Genomic DNA, 18,010 nt, shown 5'->3' with positions numbered 1-18,010 from the left:
TCATGAAAATTGTCTTTGCAACAAATAATCAAAATAAACTACGCGAAATCAGAGAAATCCTCGGAGACCAATTTGATGTGGTTTCCCTGAAAGATATTGGATGCGATGTGGATATCCCTGAAACAGGAAATACACTTGAAGAAAATGCTCATCAGAAAGCTGAATATATCTATGATCATTATGGATTAGATTGTTTCGCTGACGATACGGGTCTGGAAGTTGATGCACTCGACGGAGCTCCTGGTGTTCATTCTGCACGATATGCTGAAGGTACCGACCACAATAGCGAGGCTAACATGGCCAAACTTTTGAACGAACTGGGAAACAATAAAAACCGTAAGGCTCGTTTTCGCACTGTCATCGCATTAATACAAAGAGAAGGTGATAATGTAAGATGCAGTCGTGAATACAGATTTGAAGGTATTGTGGAAGGACATATCGCTACTGAGAAACATGGAAATGAGGGATTCGGATATGATCCTATCTTTGTACCTGAAGGTTATGACAAGAGTTTTGCTGAACTTGGCGAAGAAATAAAAAATACTATCAGCCATCGTGCAAGAGCTGTTGCTAAACTGGCTGATCATCTGAAAGATGAATAAATGATAGACAGGCTGTCGATACTCTTACCCACCTATAATTGCGATTGCAGACAACTGGTGGCGGCATTGCATGAACAATGTGAGGATATTGACAGCCTGAACTATGAAATCATTGTCGCTGATGATGGTTCTAGTGAACAAAAATATGTTGACCTGAATAGAGAAATCGAGAAACTAAATGATGTAAGATATATCATTAAGACACGGAATGTGGGACGCTCTGCCATCAGAAACTTTCTGGTGGATGAAGCTCGATATGAATGGATTCTCTTCATTGATGGTGATCTATCTCTCCGCAATCCTTCCTTCATCAGAAACTATTTATCGACGGTATGCGATGTCGTGGTAGGGGGCATAAGGATAGGGGAATCAAAAAAAAGATGGGGAAATAACCTAAGATGGAAATATGAGAAATCCTGTGAAAAGAAGCATAGTATTGAGAACCGCAGAAAGAATAAGTATAATGAATTCAGAACTACTAACTTTCTGATCAAAAAGCATATCCTGCAAGAAATAAAATTCAATGAGGATATTCATCAATATGGATACGAAGATGTTCTCTTGGGAAAACAACTGAACAAAAGACATATTCCTATATATCATATCGATAATCCGATATTGCTCAATGAATTCGAAGACAATTCTATCTATATAGAAAAGATAGAGGAGGCGATGAACACACTGTTTGAGCAACGAGAACAACTGAGAGGTTATTCTAAACTATTAGATATTGTATTAAGTTTTAATCAACTGCAATTAAAAGTTATCAACATTGTTTTTAACATTGTGAATAACCGTATAAAGCACTGTCTCAAAGGCAATAAGCCACTCATTTTAGAGTTTAATATCTATAGATTATTATATTTATCACATATCATATACACTAAATCCTAGAACCATGATCAAGAGAAGTATCATCATATCATTATTTCTGATATTGACTTTCCAAACGGGTAAAGCTTATAATGCGGGAAAATGGAATTCGTACTTATCTTATTATAAGATACAAAATGTAGAAAAGGCAAATGATATTCTCTTTGTTCAAGCCTCTAATGCTTTATATGCTTATAATACAAAAAATAAAAGTATACAGACGTTCAGTAAAACTGATTTCCTAAATGATACTGAGATAACGAGAATATCATATAATAGACAGACTAGAAAACTGCTCATTATCTATTCGAATGGAAATATGGATATCATGGACGTGGATAACTATGAGGTTACTAATCTGTCGGATTATTATAATGTTTCTACTACCAACGATAAAAGTATTAATGATATATTTCAATATGGTAAATATGCATATATCAGTACTGGATTTGGAATTGTAAAGGTAAATATAGACGAAGCGGAAATCACAGATACTTATCATCTCGGATTTAATGTAAACTGGTGTATGATAGAGCAAAACTATATATATGCTTATAGTGCTGAAAATGGCAGATATCGTGCTCTTATCACGGATAATCTTTTGAACAGGAGTAATTGGAAAAGGGATGGGGAATATACGACTAAAACTGAAGATAATAAAGATTCACTTAAGGCTATTGTAGGAAAATTGAACCCTGGAGGACCGAAATATAATTATTTCGGTTTTATGAAATATCATCATGGGAAACTTTATACTACCGATGGCGTCTCTCATGCCACATATGATTATGGTAAGGAAGGAACCATTCAGGTGTATAACGATAATGAATGGCAGATCTACGAGGATAGTTTATCCCAGAAAACAGGACATGCTTATGCTGACCTCGCATCACTGGATATTGACCCGAAAGATGATAATCATGTATTTGCAAGTGGAAGAACCGGATTGTATGAGTTCAGAAATGGGAAATTCGTAAAGGAATACAATAACTATAACGGGAGTCCTTTCAAAACTGCATCTACCGTGGGTAACGACAATAGGGACTATGTGATGGTGCAAGGTATTACATTTGATACAGAAGGGAATCTATGGACACTGAACAGTATTAGTCCTTCTACCAACTTAATCGTACTGAAGAATAACCAATGGATTAATTTATTCCAAAAAAATTTGATGCTGGAAACAAACAAATCATACGAAAATATGATCAACTTGTTTGAGGATAATGAACATAATCTATGGTTCTGTAATAATCATTGGCGCAAACCTGGTGTGTTCAGATATCATCCTTACACCAATCAACAGGACCTTTATAATGATATTACCAATCAGAATGGAGAAAAAGAACATATCACTTTCATCAACTGTATAGCCAAGGACTTGGAAAACAATATCTGGATAGGTAGTGATATAGGACCATTTGTAATTTATCGGAATGATATAGAACAAAATAATTCTGTATATTCCAAAATCATAGTACCAAGAAATGATGATACAAACCTTGGTAACTATTTATTATCTGGTATTGAAATTACAAGTATTGTTGTAGATGGTGGTGGACAGAAGTGGATCGGTACTGCCAATAATGGTCTTTATCTTATCAGTGAAGATAACGATACTCAATTAGAACACTTCACATGGGACAATAGTATGCTACTATCGAACAATATCCTTAGTTTGGCTCTTTCACCAGAAGGTGTGTTATATATAGGTACTGACAAAGGATTATGTTCCTATAAAACCGATTCCAGTGAGCCTAACAGCACGATGACCCATGAAACGGTGTATGCATATCCTAATCCTGTAAGACCGGAATATAGAGGAAATATAACGATCACAGGACTTTCATATCATGCTGATATTAAAATTGTAACCTCAAATGGGGTATTGGTGAATCAGGGAAGAAGTACTGGAGGTTCGTATGTCTGGGATGGAAACGACCAGAAGGGTAGAAGAGTGGCCAGTGGAATATATATGGTACAAACGGCTACAAGCAGTGGCGATAAAGGTACTGTATGTAAAATAGCCATCATCAACTAAATATCAAATTATCCAATCGATAAGAATGGAAAATCTAATATCTGTTATTGTCATCACATATAATCAGGAGAAAACAATTGGGCGTACGCTTGATGCTATCCTCATGCAAAAATGTCACCTGCCTATTGAGATAGAACTGAGAGATGACTGCTCTCAGGATGCAACAGACACGATTTGTAGAAAGTATGCTAATAAGTATCCATCGATCATAAAATATCGCCAAAATGAGAAGAATAAAGGACTCATAGACAACTATTATGATACCTTATTAGAATGCCGAGGAAAATATATCGCTGACTGTGCCGGTGATGATCATTGGACTGATGTGCTGAAACTGGAAAAGGAAAGCAGAATATTAGAAGAACATGAGGATGTGACTTTAGTGCATACTGCATGGAATAGATATGATAACAACAATCATACTGTTATCAGAAAAGAAAATTCTATTTTTACTTCTGCTTTTACTGATGGCAAAAGGATGCTCGAGGATATCATTTGTCAGACTTCTAACCCTGTTATTCATCTATGTACTTCGCTTTATCGAAAAGATATTTTCTTGAAAGCCTATCAAAAGGATAAATATCTTTTCACTAATAAGGCTTTCAACTGTGAAGATCTCCAACTGGCTTTTATGATGGCTTACCATGGTAAAATAGCATATCTTCAGGATGTAACATTAAACTATGGTATAGAGGAGAATTCTGTATCAAATACTACAGATGAAAAGAAACTCTTTCTCTTTTTTACCGGAACAACGAATTTATGTGCATATCTTGCCCGTCAATATCATATAAAAAGTGATAAAACAACAGCTTTCTTCACAGAAAGAATGTATAAGTTGTATATGCATGCCTTTAGAGCAAACTGTAAAGAACTAAAACTAAAAGCTGATGATATGGCTAACTTATGGCAAGTAAATCTTAACTATAAAACAAAATTCATACGATGGACTATGTGTCATTCTGTTTTATGGAAATTACTTTCTATAATAAGAATGGTGTATATCTCATTTACTGATATTAACGTAAAACTGAAATAATTCATGTAGTTGCTTCCCGATGATAGATGGAGAAAATGTATGATAAGCAAGGTTGGATAAATGATACTTATCTATCTCCGGATAACGTTCTATCATCTGATCCATTGCACTAGATAACGATGCTATATCATCAATAGGAACGATTATACAACTATCGGCAAAACGAAGATTATGAGGTACTGCCTCTGTAGATATGTATGGTATACCTGTACTCAAAGCTTCTATAATACTCAATGGTTGTACTTCACTACGACTAGGTAATACAAGAGCATCACACTGATAAAGAAGTGTTCTTACATCTTTTTTATCTAATTCACCATGTATAATAATCTTGGCATCTAGAGCTGATGCTTGTACCATTCTCCTCAAACTATCAGTATTCTTTCCGGCAATATGAAGTTCTATTCTATGGTTTCTCATCTGACGAAAAGCTGGAATGAGAATATCATAACCCTTACGACTTTCATTATTGGCAAGACAACAATATCGGAAATTTCGTTCCGATAAAGGCTGACGATCGCAATAAGCAAAAAAATGTGTATCTATAATATTAGGTAAGGTTGTATGCCGATATTCCTTGCCAAAATAACAACTTAGATCATCTACCCATTCATCTGATACTGTAATAACATGGTCAGCAGTTTCGTAGGCTTTCTTTAATAATGGTATCTGCCAGACTTTTTGATAACCTTTGAATTCTATATCATAATTCATCTTGGGAAGATGTTCTGTTATAACGTAAGGAATAGCATACCGCTCGTGTATAAGCATCGCAGCATATCCCGCCCACTTACAACAGTGGGCATGGATGATATCGGGTTTTCCACACTTATCCACATAGTTATCAAACATTGATAACACTATAGAGAGCCATCTACGTACATTGGGATAAATGACTTTTGGAATACCTCGTTGATAAGAGCGATAAAGAGAAATTCCATCAATTTCTTCTGTCCACCGATTAAAAGGTAGAGTAAGAAACTGACGGAAATTCTTTTTTATAGAGATCTGCACATTACTTAAAATACGAACTTCATCTCCTTGAAATTGCAATGCTTTTGCCTGTTCTAGACAAAATTCACCACCATAAGGAGTAAAGAAAGATGGTATCTCTAAGATGTGCATAACTTGCCGATTAACTCAAACTAAGCATCTTTTCAATAGGCTTCACTGCTTCCTTAGCAATTGCAGGATCTACCTCGATAGATGGCCAACCATATTTCAATGTATTATAGATTTTCTTCAAACTGTTCAGTTTCATATAATTACATTCATTACAACTGCATCCTAAGCTACCCTCGCTTACTTCCGGAGGCACAGGAATAAATGTAACGTCTGGACATGTACGCTGCATCTCGTGCAAGATACCAGCCTCTGTAGCTACAATATATTTCTTGGTCTCAGGATGCGACTGGGCATATTTCAACATAGTTGCAGTACTACCTTTTATATCAGCAACAGCAAGAACTGGAGCTTTACACTCAAGATGAGCCATAACTAGAGCATCAGGATTTTCTTTCTTAAGCTTGATAATCTCTTCGACAGAGAATTTCTCATGCACATGGCATCCACCGTTCCAGAGCAACATATTTCGACCTGTAACGCTATTAATATAATTGCCTAGATTATAGTCAGGACCAAAAATAAGTTTTGCATCCTTAGGAAAAGCGTTTATCACCTTTTCTGCATTACCACTGGTAACCACACAATCAGTAAGAGCTTTCACCGCAGCTGTGGTATTTACATAACTGATAACTTGATAACCTGGATGCTCTTCTTTGTAGACTTTTAAATCTTCTGCCTTGCAACTATCCGCCAAACTACAGCCAGCATTTAAATCGGGACAAAGAACTGTCTTATCAGGACTTAGCAATTTACAGGTCTCTGCCATAAAATGAACACCACACATGACCATAATCTTAGCATCCGTTTCTGCTGCCTTACGAGCTAACGCCAATGAATCACCGACAAAGTCTGCTATATCTTGAATATCGCCAACAGTATAGTAGTGAGCTAGGATAATAGCTCCTTTCTCTTTACACATTCGACGAATTTCTTTTTTCAGATCAAGAGTATCATCTACAGGTTCATCAACAAACCCTTTTTTTATCCATTCTTCTTTAACCATATCAATATTAATATATCCTTTTATTCTTTAATTTTAAAAAAGAGAATGTTCTTGATGATATACTGTGGATACGTGAATAACTTTTTTGCTTTTTTCTTGTATATTTCGTTATCAACACATGTATTCCAGTTGTACACATACTTTGTGGATTTTTTATAACTGATTTATAGCGACTTAACATCGTTATCCACAATTTCTCATTTTGGTGCAAAGTTAATAAGTTTATATCTTTTATCATTAAAAAAACGTGGAAAAGTTATGAAATTCGATGGTATAAAGATGTTGATATCCACTTTTTTGAGGAATGGGTATAGATGCGGTGGATATCTCCAAAGTTATGCATTGGGTTATACAGGTGATATCAACGTGGTTATACACGAAGTTATCAACAGTAATAAAGAATATAATTACTTCTTAAGTTTTAATGTAGCTTCGATACGGGCTACGATAAGTTCTGGTGTGATGTTCTGCAAACATGCATAATCACCACGCATACATGGCTTTTTACCATATATACTACAAGGACGACATTCTAATGATATCTGAACTGCATTATCAGGATTCTGTCCCCATCCCATAAATCCTGCATAAGGATGGGTTGCTCCCCAAACGCTGACTACAGGAGTGTGGACAAGTGATGCTAAGTGCATATTGGCGCTATCCATACTTACCATCACGTCAAGATGACTCATAAGTATCAGTTCTTGGCTTAGTCCTTTGAGTTCTGCAGATGCATTAATACAATTATCATATTTAGAAGCCCAACCATTAAGTATCTCTTTTTCTTCCTTACCTCCTCCAAAAAGATAGATTCGGCAAGAAGGATGATTGTTGATAAGTTGGTTGATAACTTGTTCCATTAATCTAATAGGGTAGATTTTACCCTTATGGGCAGCAAAAGGAGCTATACCTATCCATTGTTGGAACCCCTTCTTTTCACCTATTATATTATTAGGAAGTAAGCGAAGGTTTCCTCCCTCTGGAGGGAATATAGAGGTAAAATCAATGTGGATAGGATATCCTAATTCTGCTAATACGTCGGCATAATTCTGAAAAGATGTAGGTTGTTGTTGCATCTTCTTATTTGAAGTAGCTGTAAGTCGACGCTTTCCATCACGATGCTTGTTAATATGTGCAACAGGATATTTGGCCATATTGAATCTCAATCTAAGATAGTTAGATCGCAAGACATTGTGGAAATCTGCTACTGCTGTAAAATGCTTGGCTGCCAATCGACGATACAAAGCATTGAGACCTTTTATGCCATGGTATTCTACTTTGATATCTGCTCCCATGAATCCTACGTTCGGAGCTAAGTTCTCAAAGAAGTGACGAGCAAAAGGACGACTGAGCACAGTAATACGGAGATGTGGATACTGTTTGGCCAGAGAGTAGACTACTGGTACTGTCATAGCCACATCGCCTATCGCTGAAAAGCGAATAATAAGAATATGCTCAGCCTTCATTTTATTTTAAGTAATTTATTTCTTACCGTAAAGGATAGGATTGGTTTCCTTATCGTTGTACATCTTCATCTGTCGATATACTTTCATATACTTATGCCCGGAAGCAATATCATCAAGCAACTGGTCGATAGCGGCGCTAAGGTCTTTCTGCTGCTCAAGAAGGATGTTCAGTTTAGCTTGGCATTTGGCAATATGCTCCTCACTGGCATCCTTACGGTCTACCTGTTCTTGCATATGATAAATTTTAAGTGCAAGAATACTTAATCTGTCGATAGCCCATGCAGGACTCTCTGTATTGATACTTGCATTAGCCAAAGGCTTCACATCTTTATACTTATCCAAGAAGTATGAATCAATTTGCTCAACAAGATCAGTACGATCCTGATTACTTTTATCAATACGATGCTTGAGATTCATACCTGCAACAGGGTCGATATTAGGATCACGAATGATATCCTCAAAATGCCACTGAACAGTATCAATCCAGTTCTTCAAATACAATATGTTTTCAATAGAACCTATTGTAAATGGGTTATTGATTGGAGTGTCAATGTTATCTTTTACATGATAATCGGCAATAGCCTGATTGAAAATCTTGTTAGCCTGGTTAGTAAATGACATACTTCCTTGATTTTTATTAATTATTTTTGATTGTACAAAAGTAGCTAATTTATTCTAAATGAGCAACTAAAACACGAAAAAAGGCATAAAAGTTGCACAAAATAGGGGTTTGTGTGCACTAAAATGCGCTTTTTCCTAAAAATAATTTGCTAATTCGAAGAAAAATGTGTTTCTTTGCAACCGTTTTTTAATTAGAAACTATTTATAAACATTTTAAAAGTTACAATTATGTCAGAAATTGAAAACAAAGTAAAAGCTATTATCGTTGATAAACTTGGTGTTGATGAGGCAGAAGTTAAGCCAGAAGCAAGCTTCACTAACGATCTTGGTGCAGATTCTCTTGACACTGTAGAGTTGATCATGGAATTTGAAAAAGAGTTCTCTATTTCTATTCCTGATGATAAGGCTGAGAAGATTGCTACTGTAGGCGACGCTATCAAGTACATTGAAGAGAACGCTAAGTAATTGCAATTTAATCGATATAAATGGAATTAAAAAGAGTAGTAGTAACAGGACTCGGTGCCGTAACTCCTGTAGGTAATACACCTGAGGAGACTTGGAATAATCTCCTTGCTGGTAAAAGCGGTGCTGCTCCTATTACTTCATTTGACGCTTCTAAATTCAAGACCCAGTTTGCTTGCGAGGTAAAAGACTTAAATGTCAATGACTATCTCGATCGTAAAGAGGCTCGTAAGATGGATCGTTACACTCAGCTTGCTATGATTTCAGCAATGCAGGGTGTTAAGGATGCTGGTCTTGATTTGGAAAAAGAAGATAAAAACCGCATCGGTGTTGTATTTGGTGTAGGTATTGGTGGTATTCGTACTTTCGAGGAAGAAGTGGTTTACTATGGCCAGCATATTGAAAATGGTCCAAAGTTCAATCCTTTCTTTATTCCTAAGATGATTGCTGATATCGCATCTGGTCAGATTTCAATTCATTTTGGATTCCATGGACCAAACTACACAACAACTTCTGCCTGTGCTTCTTCAAGTAATGCACTTGCTGATGCATTCAACCTAATCCGTTTGGGTAAGGCAAATGTCATTGTTAGTGGTGGTGCTGAGAGTGCAATCTGTGCTACAGGTGTTGGTGGATTTAACGCGATGAAGGCTTTATCTACACGTAATGATGATCCTGAGCATGCATCACGTCCATTCAGCGGAAGCCGTGATGGATTTATCATGGGCGAGGGTGCTGGTTGCTTGATTCTCGAGGAACTGGAGCATGCCAAAGCTCGTGGTGCAAAGATTTATGCTGAGATGGTCGGTGAAGGTGAAAGTGCTGATGCTTATCATATCACTGCTTCTCACCCAGAAGGTCTCGGTGCAAAACTGGTTATGCAGAATGCACTTGAGGATGCCAACTTGAAACCTGAGGATATTGATTACATCAATGTTCATGGTACTTCAACTCATGTTGGTGATATCTCTGAGGCTAAGGCTATCAAGGATGTCTTTGGTGATCATGCATACGAACTTAACATCTCTTCTACCAAGTCAATGACAGGTCACCTTCTTGGTGCTGCCGGTGCTGTAGAGGCAATGGTTTGTGTATTGAGTGTTAAGAACGACATTATACCTCCAACCATCAACCATGAAGAGGGTGATGAGGATCCGGAATTGGATTACAAGATGAACTTCACATTCAACAAGGCGCAGAAGCGTACTGTTCGTGCAGCTCTAAGTAATACATTTGGATTTGGTGGTCATAACTGCTGTGTAGTATTCAAAAAGTATGCTGAATAATATACTAGATAAAATAAAGCTCCCATTCCGTAAGGATAAGGAGCTTTATTTGTCTTTATACCAGATTATCGGTTTCTATCCTCACGACATTAAACTCTACAAACTTGCTTTAATGCATAAGAGTGTAATGCATCGTAATGCAAAAGGTAAGCCTGTAAATAATGAAAGATTGGAATTCTTAGGCGATGCTATTCTTGATGCTATCGTTGGTGATATCGTCTATCAGCATTTCCCAGGAAAAAGAGAAGGATTCTTGACAAACACTCGTAGTAAACTTGTGCAGAGAGAAACTCTGAACAAACTTGCTAAGGAGTTAGGTATCAATCAATTGATTTTGAGTAGTGGACACAGTTCTTCTCATAATAGTTATATGGGAGGAAATGCTTTCGAAGCTCTGGTTGGTGCTATGTATCTAGATCGTGGTTACGATGCTTGTATGAAATTTATGAAGCAGCGTATTCTGTCACAAATGATAAACATTGATAAGGTTGCTTACAAAGAGGTTAATTTTAAGAGCAAACTCATCGAATGGAGTCAGAAGAACCGTGTAGAACTAGAATATTCTCAGATTGGTCAGGACAAAGATGCTAATGGAAGTCCTATCTTTAGTTATGAGGTAATTATTGAGGGTATAAAAGGAGGAGATGGCCGTGGATTCTCTAAAAAGGAGAGCCAACAGCAGGCATCTAAGGTAACCTTAGAGCGACTTCGTAAGGATAGTTCTTTTCTCGATGCTGTGTTTGAGGCAAAAACCAATAGAACGAAGATGGAGGAAGAACCTGTGGAAATCGTTCCTGATACTGAGGTTAAAGACGATTTTATTATCTCACATGATGAATGTGAGAAACAGCCTGAAAAACATGTTAATGTTTTCCAGGAGGAAGTATTTGAAGATAAACCAAGTAACAATCGCAGGAATGTTCCAATGTATTCTTCTAACAAGAGCGGTAAAAAGCGCGATGAATTTGATTTGAGCGATATTACTTCATCTCCAAAGAAATTATCTAAAGAAGATATTGTTGCAGCTGCTGAAAATGCTGCCTTTGAAGATTAACAGATGCATCCACAAATGATATCAAAAATCATTTGTGGATGTTTTTTCTATATTAAAAATCTTAAATATATTCCATTATCTCAAAACTTTAGGTTACTTTTGCAATTTAATAGATATATCTAAAGAAATGAGTTTAACAAAACTTGTAGCAAATGTTTTTAAACCTCGTCAGAGGGAATTTGAAAAATATATTAATGATGCAGAACAATTGCAGCATGATGTATTGATGCGCCTTGTCGAAAAGGGACAGAATACGGAATATGGAATCAATCATCTACTTAACAATACCAAAGATTATGAAGATTTCTCAAAGAATGTTCCTGTAAATTCCTATGAAGAACTGAAAGGGGATATCGACAGAATGCGTCATGGTGAGAGTGATGTACTTTGGCCTGGACAAGTAAGATGGTATGCAAAGTCATCTGGAACAACTAATGACAAGAGTAAATTCATTCCTGTATCAAGTGATGGTTTACAGAATATCCATTACAAGGGAGGATTCGATACAGTAGCACTATATCTCCGTAATCACCCTAATAGTAAAATCTTTGATGGTCGTGCATTAATACTTGGAGGTAGTCATGCTCCTAATTATAATATAGAAGGAAGTCTGGTAGGTGACCTGAGCGCTATCCTTATCGAGAATATTAATCCATTGGCTAATCTGGTTCGTGTACCAAAGAAATCCACAGCCTTGTTGAGTGATTTTGAATTGAAGCGTGACCGTATAGCTCATGAATGTCTCCATAAGAATGTGACAAATATATCTGGTGTTCCTAGTTGGATGCTCAGTGTGTTAGTGCGCGTTATGGAGATTTCTGGTAAAAAGCATCTCGAAGATGTATGGCCTAATCTGGAAGTATTCTTCCATGGAGGCATTGCCTTCACACCTTATCGTAAACAGTATGAGCAACTAATCACTTCGCCTAATATGCATTATATGGAAACTTATAATGCAAGTGAAGGATTTTTTGGATTACAGAGTGATCCAGAAGACAAGAGCATGCTATTGATGTTAGACTATGACGTGTTCTATGAATTCATTCCAATGGATGAGTTTGGTACAGATCATCCTACAATAGTACCTCTTACTGGTGTAGAGATTGGTAAGAACTATGCTATGGTGATTACGACATCTTGTGGCCTTTGGAGATATCTGATAGGAGATACAGTTCAGTTTACAAGTAAGAATCCATATAAATTTGTGATCACAGGTCGTACTAAATATTTTATCAACGCCTTTGGTGAAGAACTCATCATGGATAATGCAGAGAAAGGACTGGCCTATGCTTGTGAGAAGACTGGTGCACAAGTCTCAGAATATACAGCAGCACCAGTATATATGGATAGTAATGCCAAATGTCGCCATCAATGGCTGATAGAATTCTCCAAGGAGCCGACAAATCTCGATGAGTTTGCTAAGATACTTGATAATAAATTACAGGAAATCAATAGTGACTATGAGGCAAAACGTTTCCATAATGTGACACTACAGCCTCTGGAAATTGTCAAGGCTCGTGTGGGACTGTTTAATGATTGGTTGAAATCAAAGGGTAAATTAGGTGGACAGCATAAAATACCAAGATTAAGTAATTCAAGAAAGAATCTTGATGAAATGCTCGAAATGAATAAATAATAATGAAGAAACTATTCTATATACATATCTATAGTCTTTTAGCATTAATACTTTTTAGTGCTTGTGCTAAGATGGGTAGTCCTGATGGTGGATGGTATGATGAGACACCACCAAAAGTAATTGGTGCTTCACCTGCTGATAAGGCTACCAATGTAAAGACTAAAAATATCAAGATATACTTTGATGAATTTATCAAGATTGAGGATGCGCAAAATAAGGTTGTGGTTTCTCCTCCGCAATTGGAAGCAGCTGAGATTGTTGGTAAGGGTAAATATATAGATATCAAACTACTGGATTCTCTAAAGGAGAATACCACTTATACCATTGATTTCAGTGATGCAATCAGTGATAATAACGAAGGAAATCCATTAGGCAATTATACTTATAGTTTCTCTACAGGTGAAGTTATAGATACGATGGAAGTATCAGGCTATGTCCTTGAATCAGAGAATCTGGAACCTATCAAAGGAATTTTGGTGGGTTTGTATAATAATCTGTCGGATACAGTATTCTGTAAAGAACCGATGCTCCGCGTAAGTAGAACGGATAGTCGTGGGCATTTTGTCATTAAAGGCATAGCTCCGGGATCCTATCGGATATATGCATTACAAGATGCTGATGGAGACTATGTATTCAATCAGAAGAGTGAGAAAATAGCATTTTCACATGATATCATCGTTCCCTCTTCTCGTCCAGATATAAGACAGGATACCACTTGGGTGGATTCTTTACATATCAAGTCTATAGAACAAGTTCCTTATACTCATTTCTTGCCAGATGATATAGTCTTACGTGCTTTTACAGAGACGCTTACAGATAGAGCATTTATAAAGAGTGAACGTAAGGAGGCCGATCACTTTACGTTATATTTCACCTATGGTAATGAGAAATTACCTGAAATCAAGGGATTGAATTTTGATGCAAACAATGCTTTCGTAGTTGAAAGTTCAGAAAAGAAAGATACTGTCACTTATTGGCTGAAGGATACTGCTTTGGTTAACCAAGATACACTTCGTTTTGATATGACTTATCTGAAGACAGACAGTATGGGTGTACTTCAGAATTCTACGGAGTCGTTGGAAGTATTATCCAAGGATACTTATGTCAAGAGGATGAAGCGTTTAGAGAAGGAACAAGAAAAATGGGAAAAGGCACAAAAGAAAGCAAAAGAAAAAGGAGAACCTTACGATTCTATCCGTAAACCAGAGCCTTTGATCTTCAACATTAGTGCCCCTTCTATGCTCGATCCTGATAAAAATATCATATTTGAGTTTATGAAGCCATTGGCAAAAGTGGATGTTTCGAAGATACATCTCTATGCTAAGCACGATACACTATGGTATAGATCACCTTTTGCTTTTGACAAATTGGAGAATCGAAGATATCAGCTCAGAGGAGAGTGGCGCCCTGATATCGAATATAGTTTGGAAATAGATTCTGCTGCATTCCAAGATATATATGGTCTTGTTTCTATTGCTCAGAAGAAAGGATTCAAGGTTAAGAGTAATGATTCCTATAGTTCACTTTTTATCAATATATCCAAATATAATGGTAAACAGATTATAGTCCAGTTGCTGGATGGTTCCGACAAAGTAGTGAAAGAGGTTATTACCAATAATGGTTTGGCTGAGTTCTATTATATCAATCCTGGTACTTATTATATGAGAATGATTGTGGATAGCAATCAGAATGGCAAATGGGATACGGGTGATTATGGTAAAGACCTGCAACCAGAGGCTGTTTATTATTATCCAGAATCGATAGAATGTCGTGAAAAGTGGGATGTCAATGAAAACTGGGATCCAGAAGAGCGACCTCTTTATTTGCAGAAACCAGGTAAGGTGACCAAGCAGAAACCAGATAAGGAAAAGAAAATAAAAAATCAGAATGCCCAAAGAGCTAGTAAATTGGGTATTCAATATATTGCTAAATAACATGAAACACTTAAGAACTCTTTTAATATCAGCCATGATGATGTGTGCTACATCATCGGCTTTGGCACAATGCAGTTATAAGAATACTGCTTTTGGCTCTGGTGAATTTCTTACTTATAATATGTATTATAACTGGAAATTCGTATGGGTAAAAGCAGGTACTGCTAGTATGTATACCGTGAAAAGTAATTATCATGGACAGCCTGCATATCGTGGAAGTCTTACCACGAGAGGTAACAATAGACTGGATGATTTTTTCGTCTTGCGTGATACCCTTCTCTGTTATAATAGTTTAGACTTGGAGCCACTTTATTTCAGAAAAGGTGCTCGTGAAGGTAACCGATATACTGTAGATGAAGTATTCTATAGCTATGCTGGTGGCAATACCAATATTCGTCAGCATCGCATTCGTCATACTGGTGAACAGTTGTGGAAGAAACGTTCTTATAGCGACTGTGTATATGATATGATGAGCATTTTCCTAAGAGCCCGTAGTTTTAATCCTAAGGGGTGGGCAAAGGGATATATGGTGAAATTCCCGATTGTAGATGGAGACGACCGTACACCGGCTCAATTACGCTATATGGGCGTTCAGAAGGTTAAGGCTGATAATGGTCATACCTATCGTTGCCTAAAGTTGGCTTATATGGAACAAGAGGATGGTAAATTCAAGCGTATTGTAGATTTCTATGTTACCGATGACAACAACCATATACCAGTACGTTTGGATATGTTCTTGAAGTTTGGTAGTGCTAAAGCCTTCCTTGTTGGTATGAAGGGTATCAGAAATCCGATTACTTCTATTATTAAATAATAGCAATTGCCTTATACTGTTGATAACATAATCCGGCAGAGTTCTTAACAGTAGGTGAATAGAGTATCAGAAGATTCAATAGATCTATAGGACATAATAAGAAAAGTGAACCAAATTAATTGGTTCACTTTTCTATTTATAGTCTGTCCGTAAATTTATTTTTGGTCACTTTTTATTAAAGCCAAAAGATGCTCTACGGCCAATTCCTCAGGAATGTTTTTCTCAATACATACCTGTTTACGATATAGACTGACACGCTTTGGACCAGCACCGACATATCCATAATCAGCATCAGCCATTTCTCCTGGTCCGTTTACGATACATCCCATGATTCCAATTTTTAGTCCCTTCATACCTTTGGTCGCCTCACGAATCTTGGCAATGGTATCTCTTAGATCATAAAGAGTTCTTCCACAACCAGGACAGCTGATATATTCAGTTTTTGATGTGCGAAGCCGTGCAGCTTGTAGGATACCGAATGCAGTCTCTGTAATATCCTGTTCACTAAGGTTACCATCGTTCATCAACCAGATACCGTCAGTAAGCCCGTCAATAAGAAGTGCTCCTAGGTCAGCAGCAGATTCCAATTGGAAATCACTCTTCTCGTTTTGGTTATGGTGATACATCTCTGTGAAGATGACAGGGTTTTTCACACCAGCATTCATCATCTCATGTACTAAAGCACGCTGGTCGCCAAGTCGATTCTGATGATTTGTAGCACATACTACTACAACTTCTGGATGATACTTCAGACAAGTGAGGTATTCTTCTGCTGGAGTACCAAACTGTAAAACCAAGAACTTCATCTTACATTGCAGCATGGACAGCATAGGAATAGCTACAACAGGGAATATTGGATAAAGTTGGCAGTCTACATCTTTAAGTTTACCATCGGCTGTGAGCTTATTTTCCTGCTCAAGCATACCATAGACATTATAATCCACGATATAGGTCTCGTTAGATTTAGGATGCTTAGGGAGTTGACTTCCAACATAGATATAATCAGCCTTGATATCAGAATCCGATACAACCTCAATATCCTTTCCTGTACGACTTGTGATAACTATAGGTACGTTTTCTCCACCAATATTATTGTTGGCCAATGTCTCGCGACGCGTAGGATGTAACCAGTCAAAGTCTTTAGCTTCTGTCGCAGGAATCACCAGATGTCCCTCCCTTTGACCAATGTAGTCAATTAGATGACGAGCAACAGGTATCTCACATTCTGGTTCCTCGGTAAGGCTTACACGAACAGTATCTCCAATACCGTCAGAAAGTAATGCGCCGATACCCACAGCACTCTTGATTCTTCCGTCTTCACCTTCACCAGCTTCGGTAACACCGAGATGGAGAGGATAGTTCATACCTTCCTTGTTCATGGTATCAACAAGTAATCGAACAGAGCGTACCATGACAACAGTATTTGAAGACTTGATAGAGATGACAACATCATTGAAGTTTTCCTTCTTGAAGATACGAAGGAATTCCATACAACTTTCTACAATACCCTCAGGAGTGTCACCATATCTGTTGCGAATACGATCGCTGAGAGAGCCATGGTTTACACCAATACGTACAGCAGTATGATTCTCTTTGCAAATATTGATGAAAGGAACAAGACGGTCTTCAATCTTCTGGAGTTCTTGAGCATATTCCTCATCGGTGTATTCTTGATGAATGAACTTACGTGCTGGGTCTACGTAGTTGCCCGGATTGATACGTACTTTCTCTGCATATAGTGCAGCAACATCAGCAACATGAGGATTGAAATGAATATCAGCTACCAATGGTGTATTGTAGCCATCGGCACGAATACCCGCATTGATATTCTTCAGATTCTCAGCCTCGCGAGAACCTTGTGTGGTGAGTCGTACTAATTCTCCACCTGCCTTGATGATGCGTTCAGCCTGTTCTATGCAGGCTTGTGTATCATTAGTATTGGTTGTTGTCATCGATTGCACACGTATAGGGTTCTCTCCACCCATATCGATGGAACCTACGTGGACAACAGATGTTTCTCGTCTATGATAATTAAAAAGATCCATATCTCTAGA

Annotated in this window: 15 protein-coding genes; 10 read left to right on the top strand and 5 right to left on the bottom strand. The window is 37.3% G+C overall.

Features of this window, described 5'->3' with window-relative positions:
- Positions 1-2 precede the first annotated feature (2 nt).
- The 4 genes from K333_RS0101305 to K333_RS12595 are packed head-to-tail and all read left to right on the top strand — an operon-like array spanning position 3 to position 4,555.
- Positions 3-602, top strand: a complete 600-nt coding sequence (locus tag K333_RS0101305; protein ID WP_024990142.1) for a non-canonical purine NTP diphosphatase — start codon at positions 3-5, stop codon at positions 600-602.
- Entirely contained in the window at positions 603-1,496 is an 894-nt protein-coding gene (locus tag K333_RS0101300; RefSeq protein ID WP_027452238.1) for a glycosyltransferase family 2 protein, read from the top strand.
- A gap of 4 nt (positions 1,497-1,500) precedes the next feature.
- Positions 1,501-3,516 (top strand): type IX secretion system anionic LPS delivery protein PorZ, encoded by a 2,016-nt coding sequence (porZ, locus tag K333_RS0101295; protein ID WP_024990140.1) that lies wholly within the window; start codon positions 1,501-1,503, stop codon positions 3,514-3,516.
- A gap of 25 nt (positions 3,517-3,541) precedes the next feature.
- Positions 3,542-4,555 carry a glycosyltransferase family 2 protein gene (locus K333_RS12595; RefSeq protein ID WP_024990139.1) on the top strand — a complete coding sequence of 338 codons (1,014 nt, stop codon included), beginning with the start codon at positions 3,542-3,544 and terminating at the stop codon, positions 4,553-4,555.
- On the opposite strand, the gene K333_RS12590 is transcribed toward K333_RS12595, so the two are convergent.
- From K333_RS12590 to K333_RS0101270, 4 genes are all read right to left on the bottom strand, one after another.
- Positions 4,523-5,680 carry a glycosyltransferase family 4 protein gene (locus K333_RS12590; RefSeq protein WP_024990138.1) on the bottom strand — a complete coding sequence of 386 codons (1,158 nt, stop codon included), beginning with the start codon at positions 5,678-5,680 and terminating at the stop codon, positions 4,523-4,525. The genes K333_RS12595 and K333_RS12590 overlap by 33 nt on opposite strands.
- Before the next feature lie 10 nt (positions 5,681-5,690).
- Positions 5,691-6,683: a quinolinate synthase NadA gene (nadA, locus tag K333_RS0101280; RefSeq protein WP_024990137.1), complete on the bottom strand. Its 993-nt coding sequence runs from the start codon at positions 6,681-6,683 to the stop codon at positions 5,691-5,693.
- A 407-nt stretch (positions 6,684-7,090) separates the two neighbouring features.
- The gene (locus K333_RS0101275) at positions 7,091-8,149 is read right to left on the bottom strand and encodes a glycosyltransferase family 9 protein (protein ID WP_024990136.1); all 1,059 of its coding nucleotides are present in this window, start codon (positions 8,147-8,149) and stop codon (positions 7,091-7,093) included.
- A 15-nt stretch (positions 8,150-8,164) separates the two neighbouring features.
- Entirely contained in the window at positions 8,165-8,770 is a 606-nt protein-coding gene (locus tag K333_RS0101270) for a DUF4254 domain-containing protein (protein ID WP_024990135.1), read from the bottom strand.
- A gap of 228 nt (positions 8,771-8,998) precedes the next feature.
- Between K333_RS0101270 and K333_RS0101265 the strand changes: the two genes are divergently transcribed.
- The 6 genes from K333_RS0101265 (at position 8,999) to K333_RS0101240 (ending at position 15,956) form a co-directional block, all read left to right on the top strand.
- Positions 8,999-9,235 carry an acyl carrier protein gene (locus tag K333_RS0101265; protein ID WP_024990134.1) on the top strand — a complete coding sequence of 79 codons (237 nt, stop codon included), beginning with the start codon at positions 8,999-9,001 and terminating at the stop codon, positions 9,233-9,235.
- Between the two features lie 20 nt (positions 9,236-9,255).
- Positions 9,256-10,518 carry a beta-ketoacyl-ACP synthase II gene (gene fabF / locus K333_RS0101260; RefSeq protein ID WP_024990133.1) on the top strand — a complete coding sequence of 421 codons (1,263 nt, stop codon included), beginning with the start codon at positions 9,256-9,258 and terminating at the stop codon, positions 10,516-10,518.
- Complete coding sequence (gene rnc, locus K333_RS0101255; protein WP_024990132.1) at positions 10,508-11,572, top strand: ribonuclease III; 1,065 nt, start codon at positions 10,508-10,510, stop codon at positions 11,570-11,572. Before fabF ends, rnc begins: the two co-directional genes overlap by 11 nt.
- Positions 11,573-11,699: 127 nt before the next feature.
- Positions 11,700-13,208, top strand: a complete 1,509-nt coding sequence (locus K333_RS0101250; RefSeq protein ID WP_024990131.1) for a GH3 auxin-responsive promoter family protein — start codon at positions 11,700-11,702, stop codon at positions 13,206-13,208.
- Positions 13,209-13,210: 2 nt separating this feature from the next.
- On the top strand, positions 13,211-15,142 hold the full coding sequence (locus K333_RS0101245; protein ID WP_024990130.1) for an Ig-like domain-containing protein: 1,932 nt from the start codon (positions 13,211-13,213) through the stop codon (positions 15,140-15,142).
- Between the two features lies 1 nt (position 15,143).
- On the top strand, positions 15,144-15,956 hold the full coding sequence (locus K333_RS0101240; protein ID WP_024990129.1) for a DUF3108 domain-containing protein: 813 nt from the start codon (positions 15,144-15,146) through the stop codon (positions 15,954-15,956).
- Between the two features lie 155 nt (positions 15,957-16,111).
- On the opposite strand, the gene K333_RS0101235 is transcribed toward K333_RS0101240, so the two are convergent.
- On the bottom strand, positions 16,112-18,001 hold the full coding sequence (locus K333_RS0101235) for a 4-hydroxy-3-methylbut-2-en-1-yl diphosphate synthase (RefSeq protein WP_024990128.1): 1,890 nt from the start codon (positions 17,999-18,001) through the stop codon (positions 16,112-16,114).
- Positions 18,002-18,010: the final 9 nt, after the last annotated feature.

This window comes from Segatella albensis DSM 11370 = JCM 12258, from assembly GCF_000426565.1.
GTDB classification, from domain to species: Bacteria; Bacteroidota; Bacteroidia; order Bacteroidales; family Bacteroidaceae; genus Prevotella; species Prevotella albensis.
Note: the sequence above shows the minus strand (reverse complement) of the source record. Positions and strands in the feature narration are given on the sequence as shown.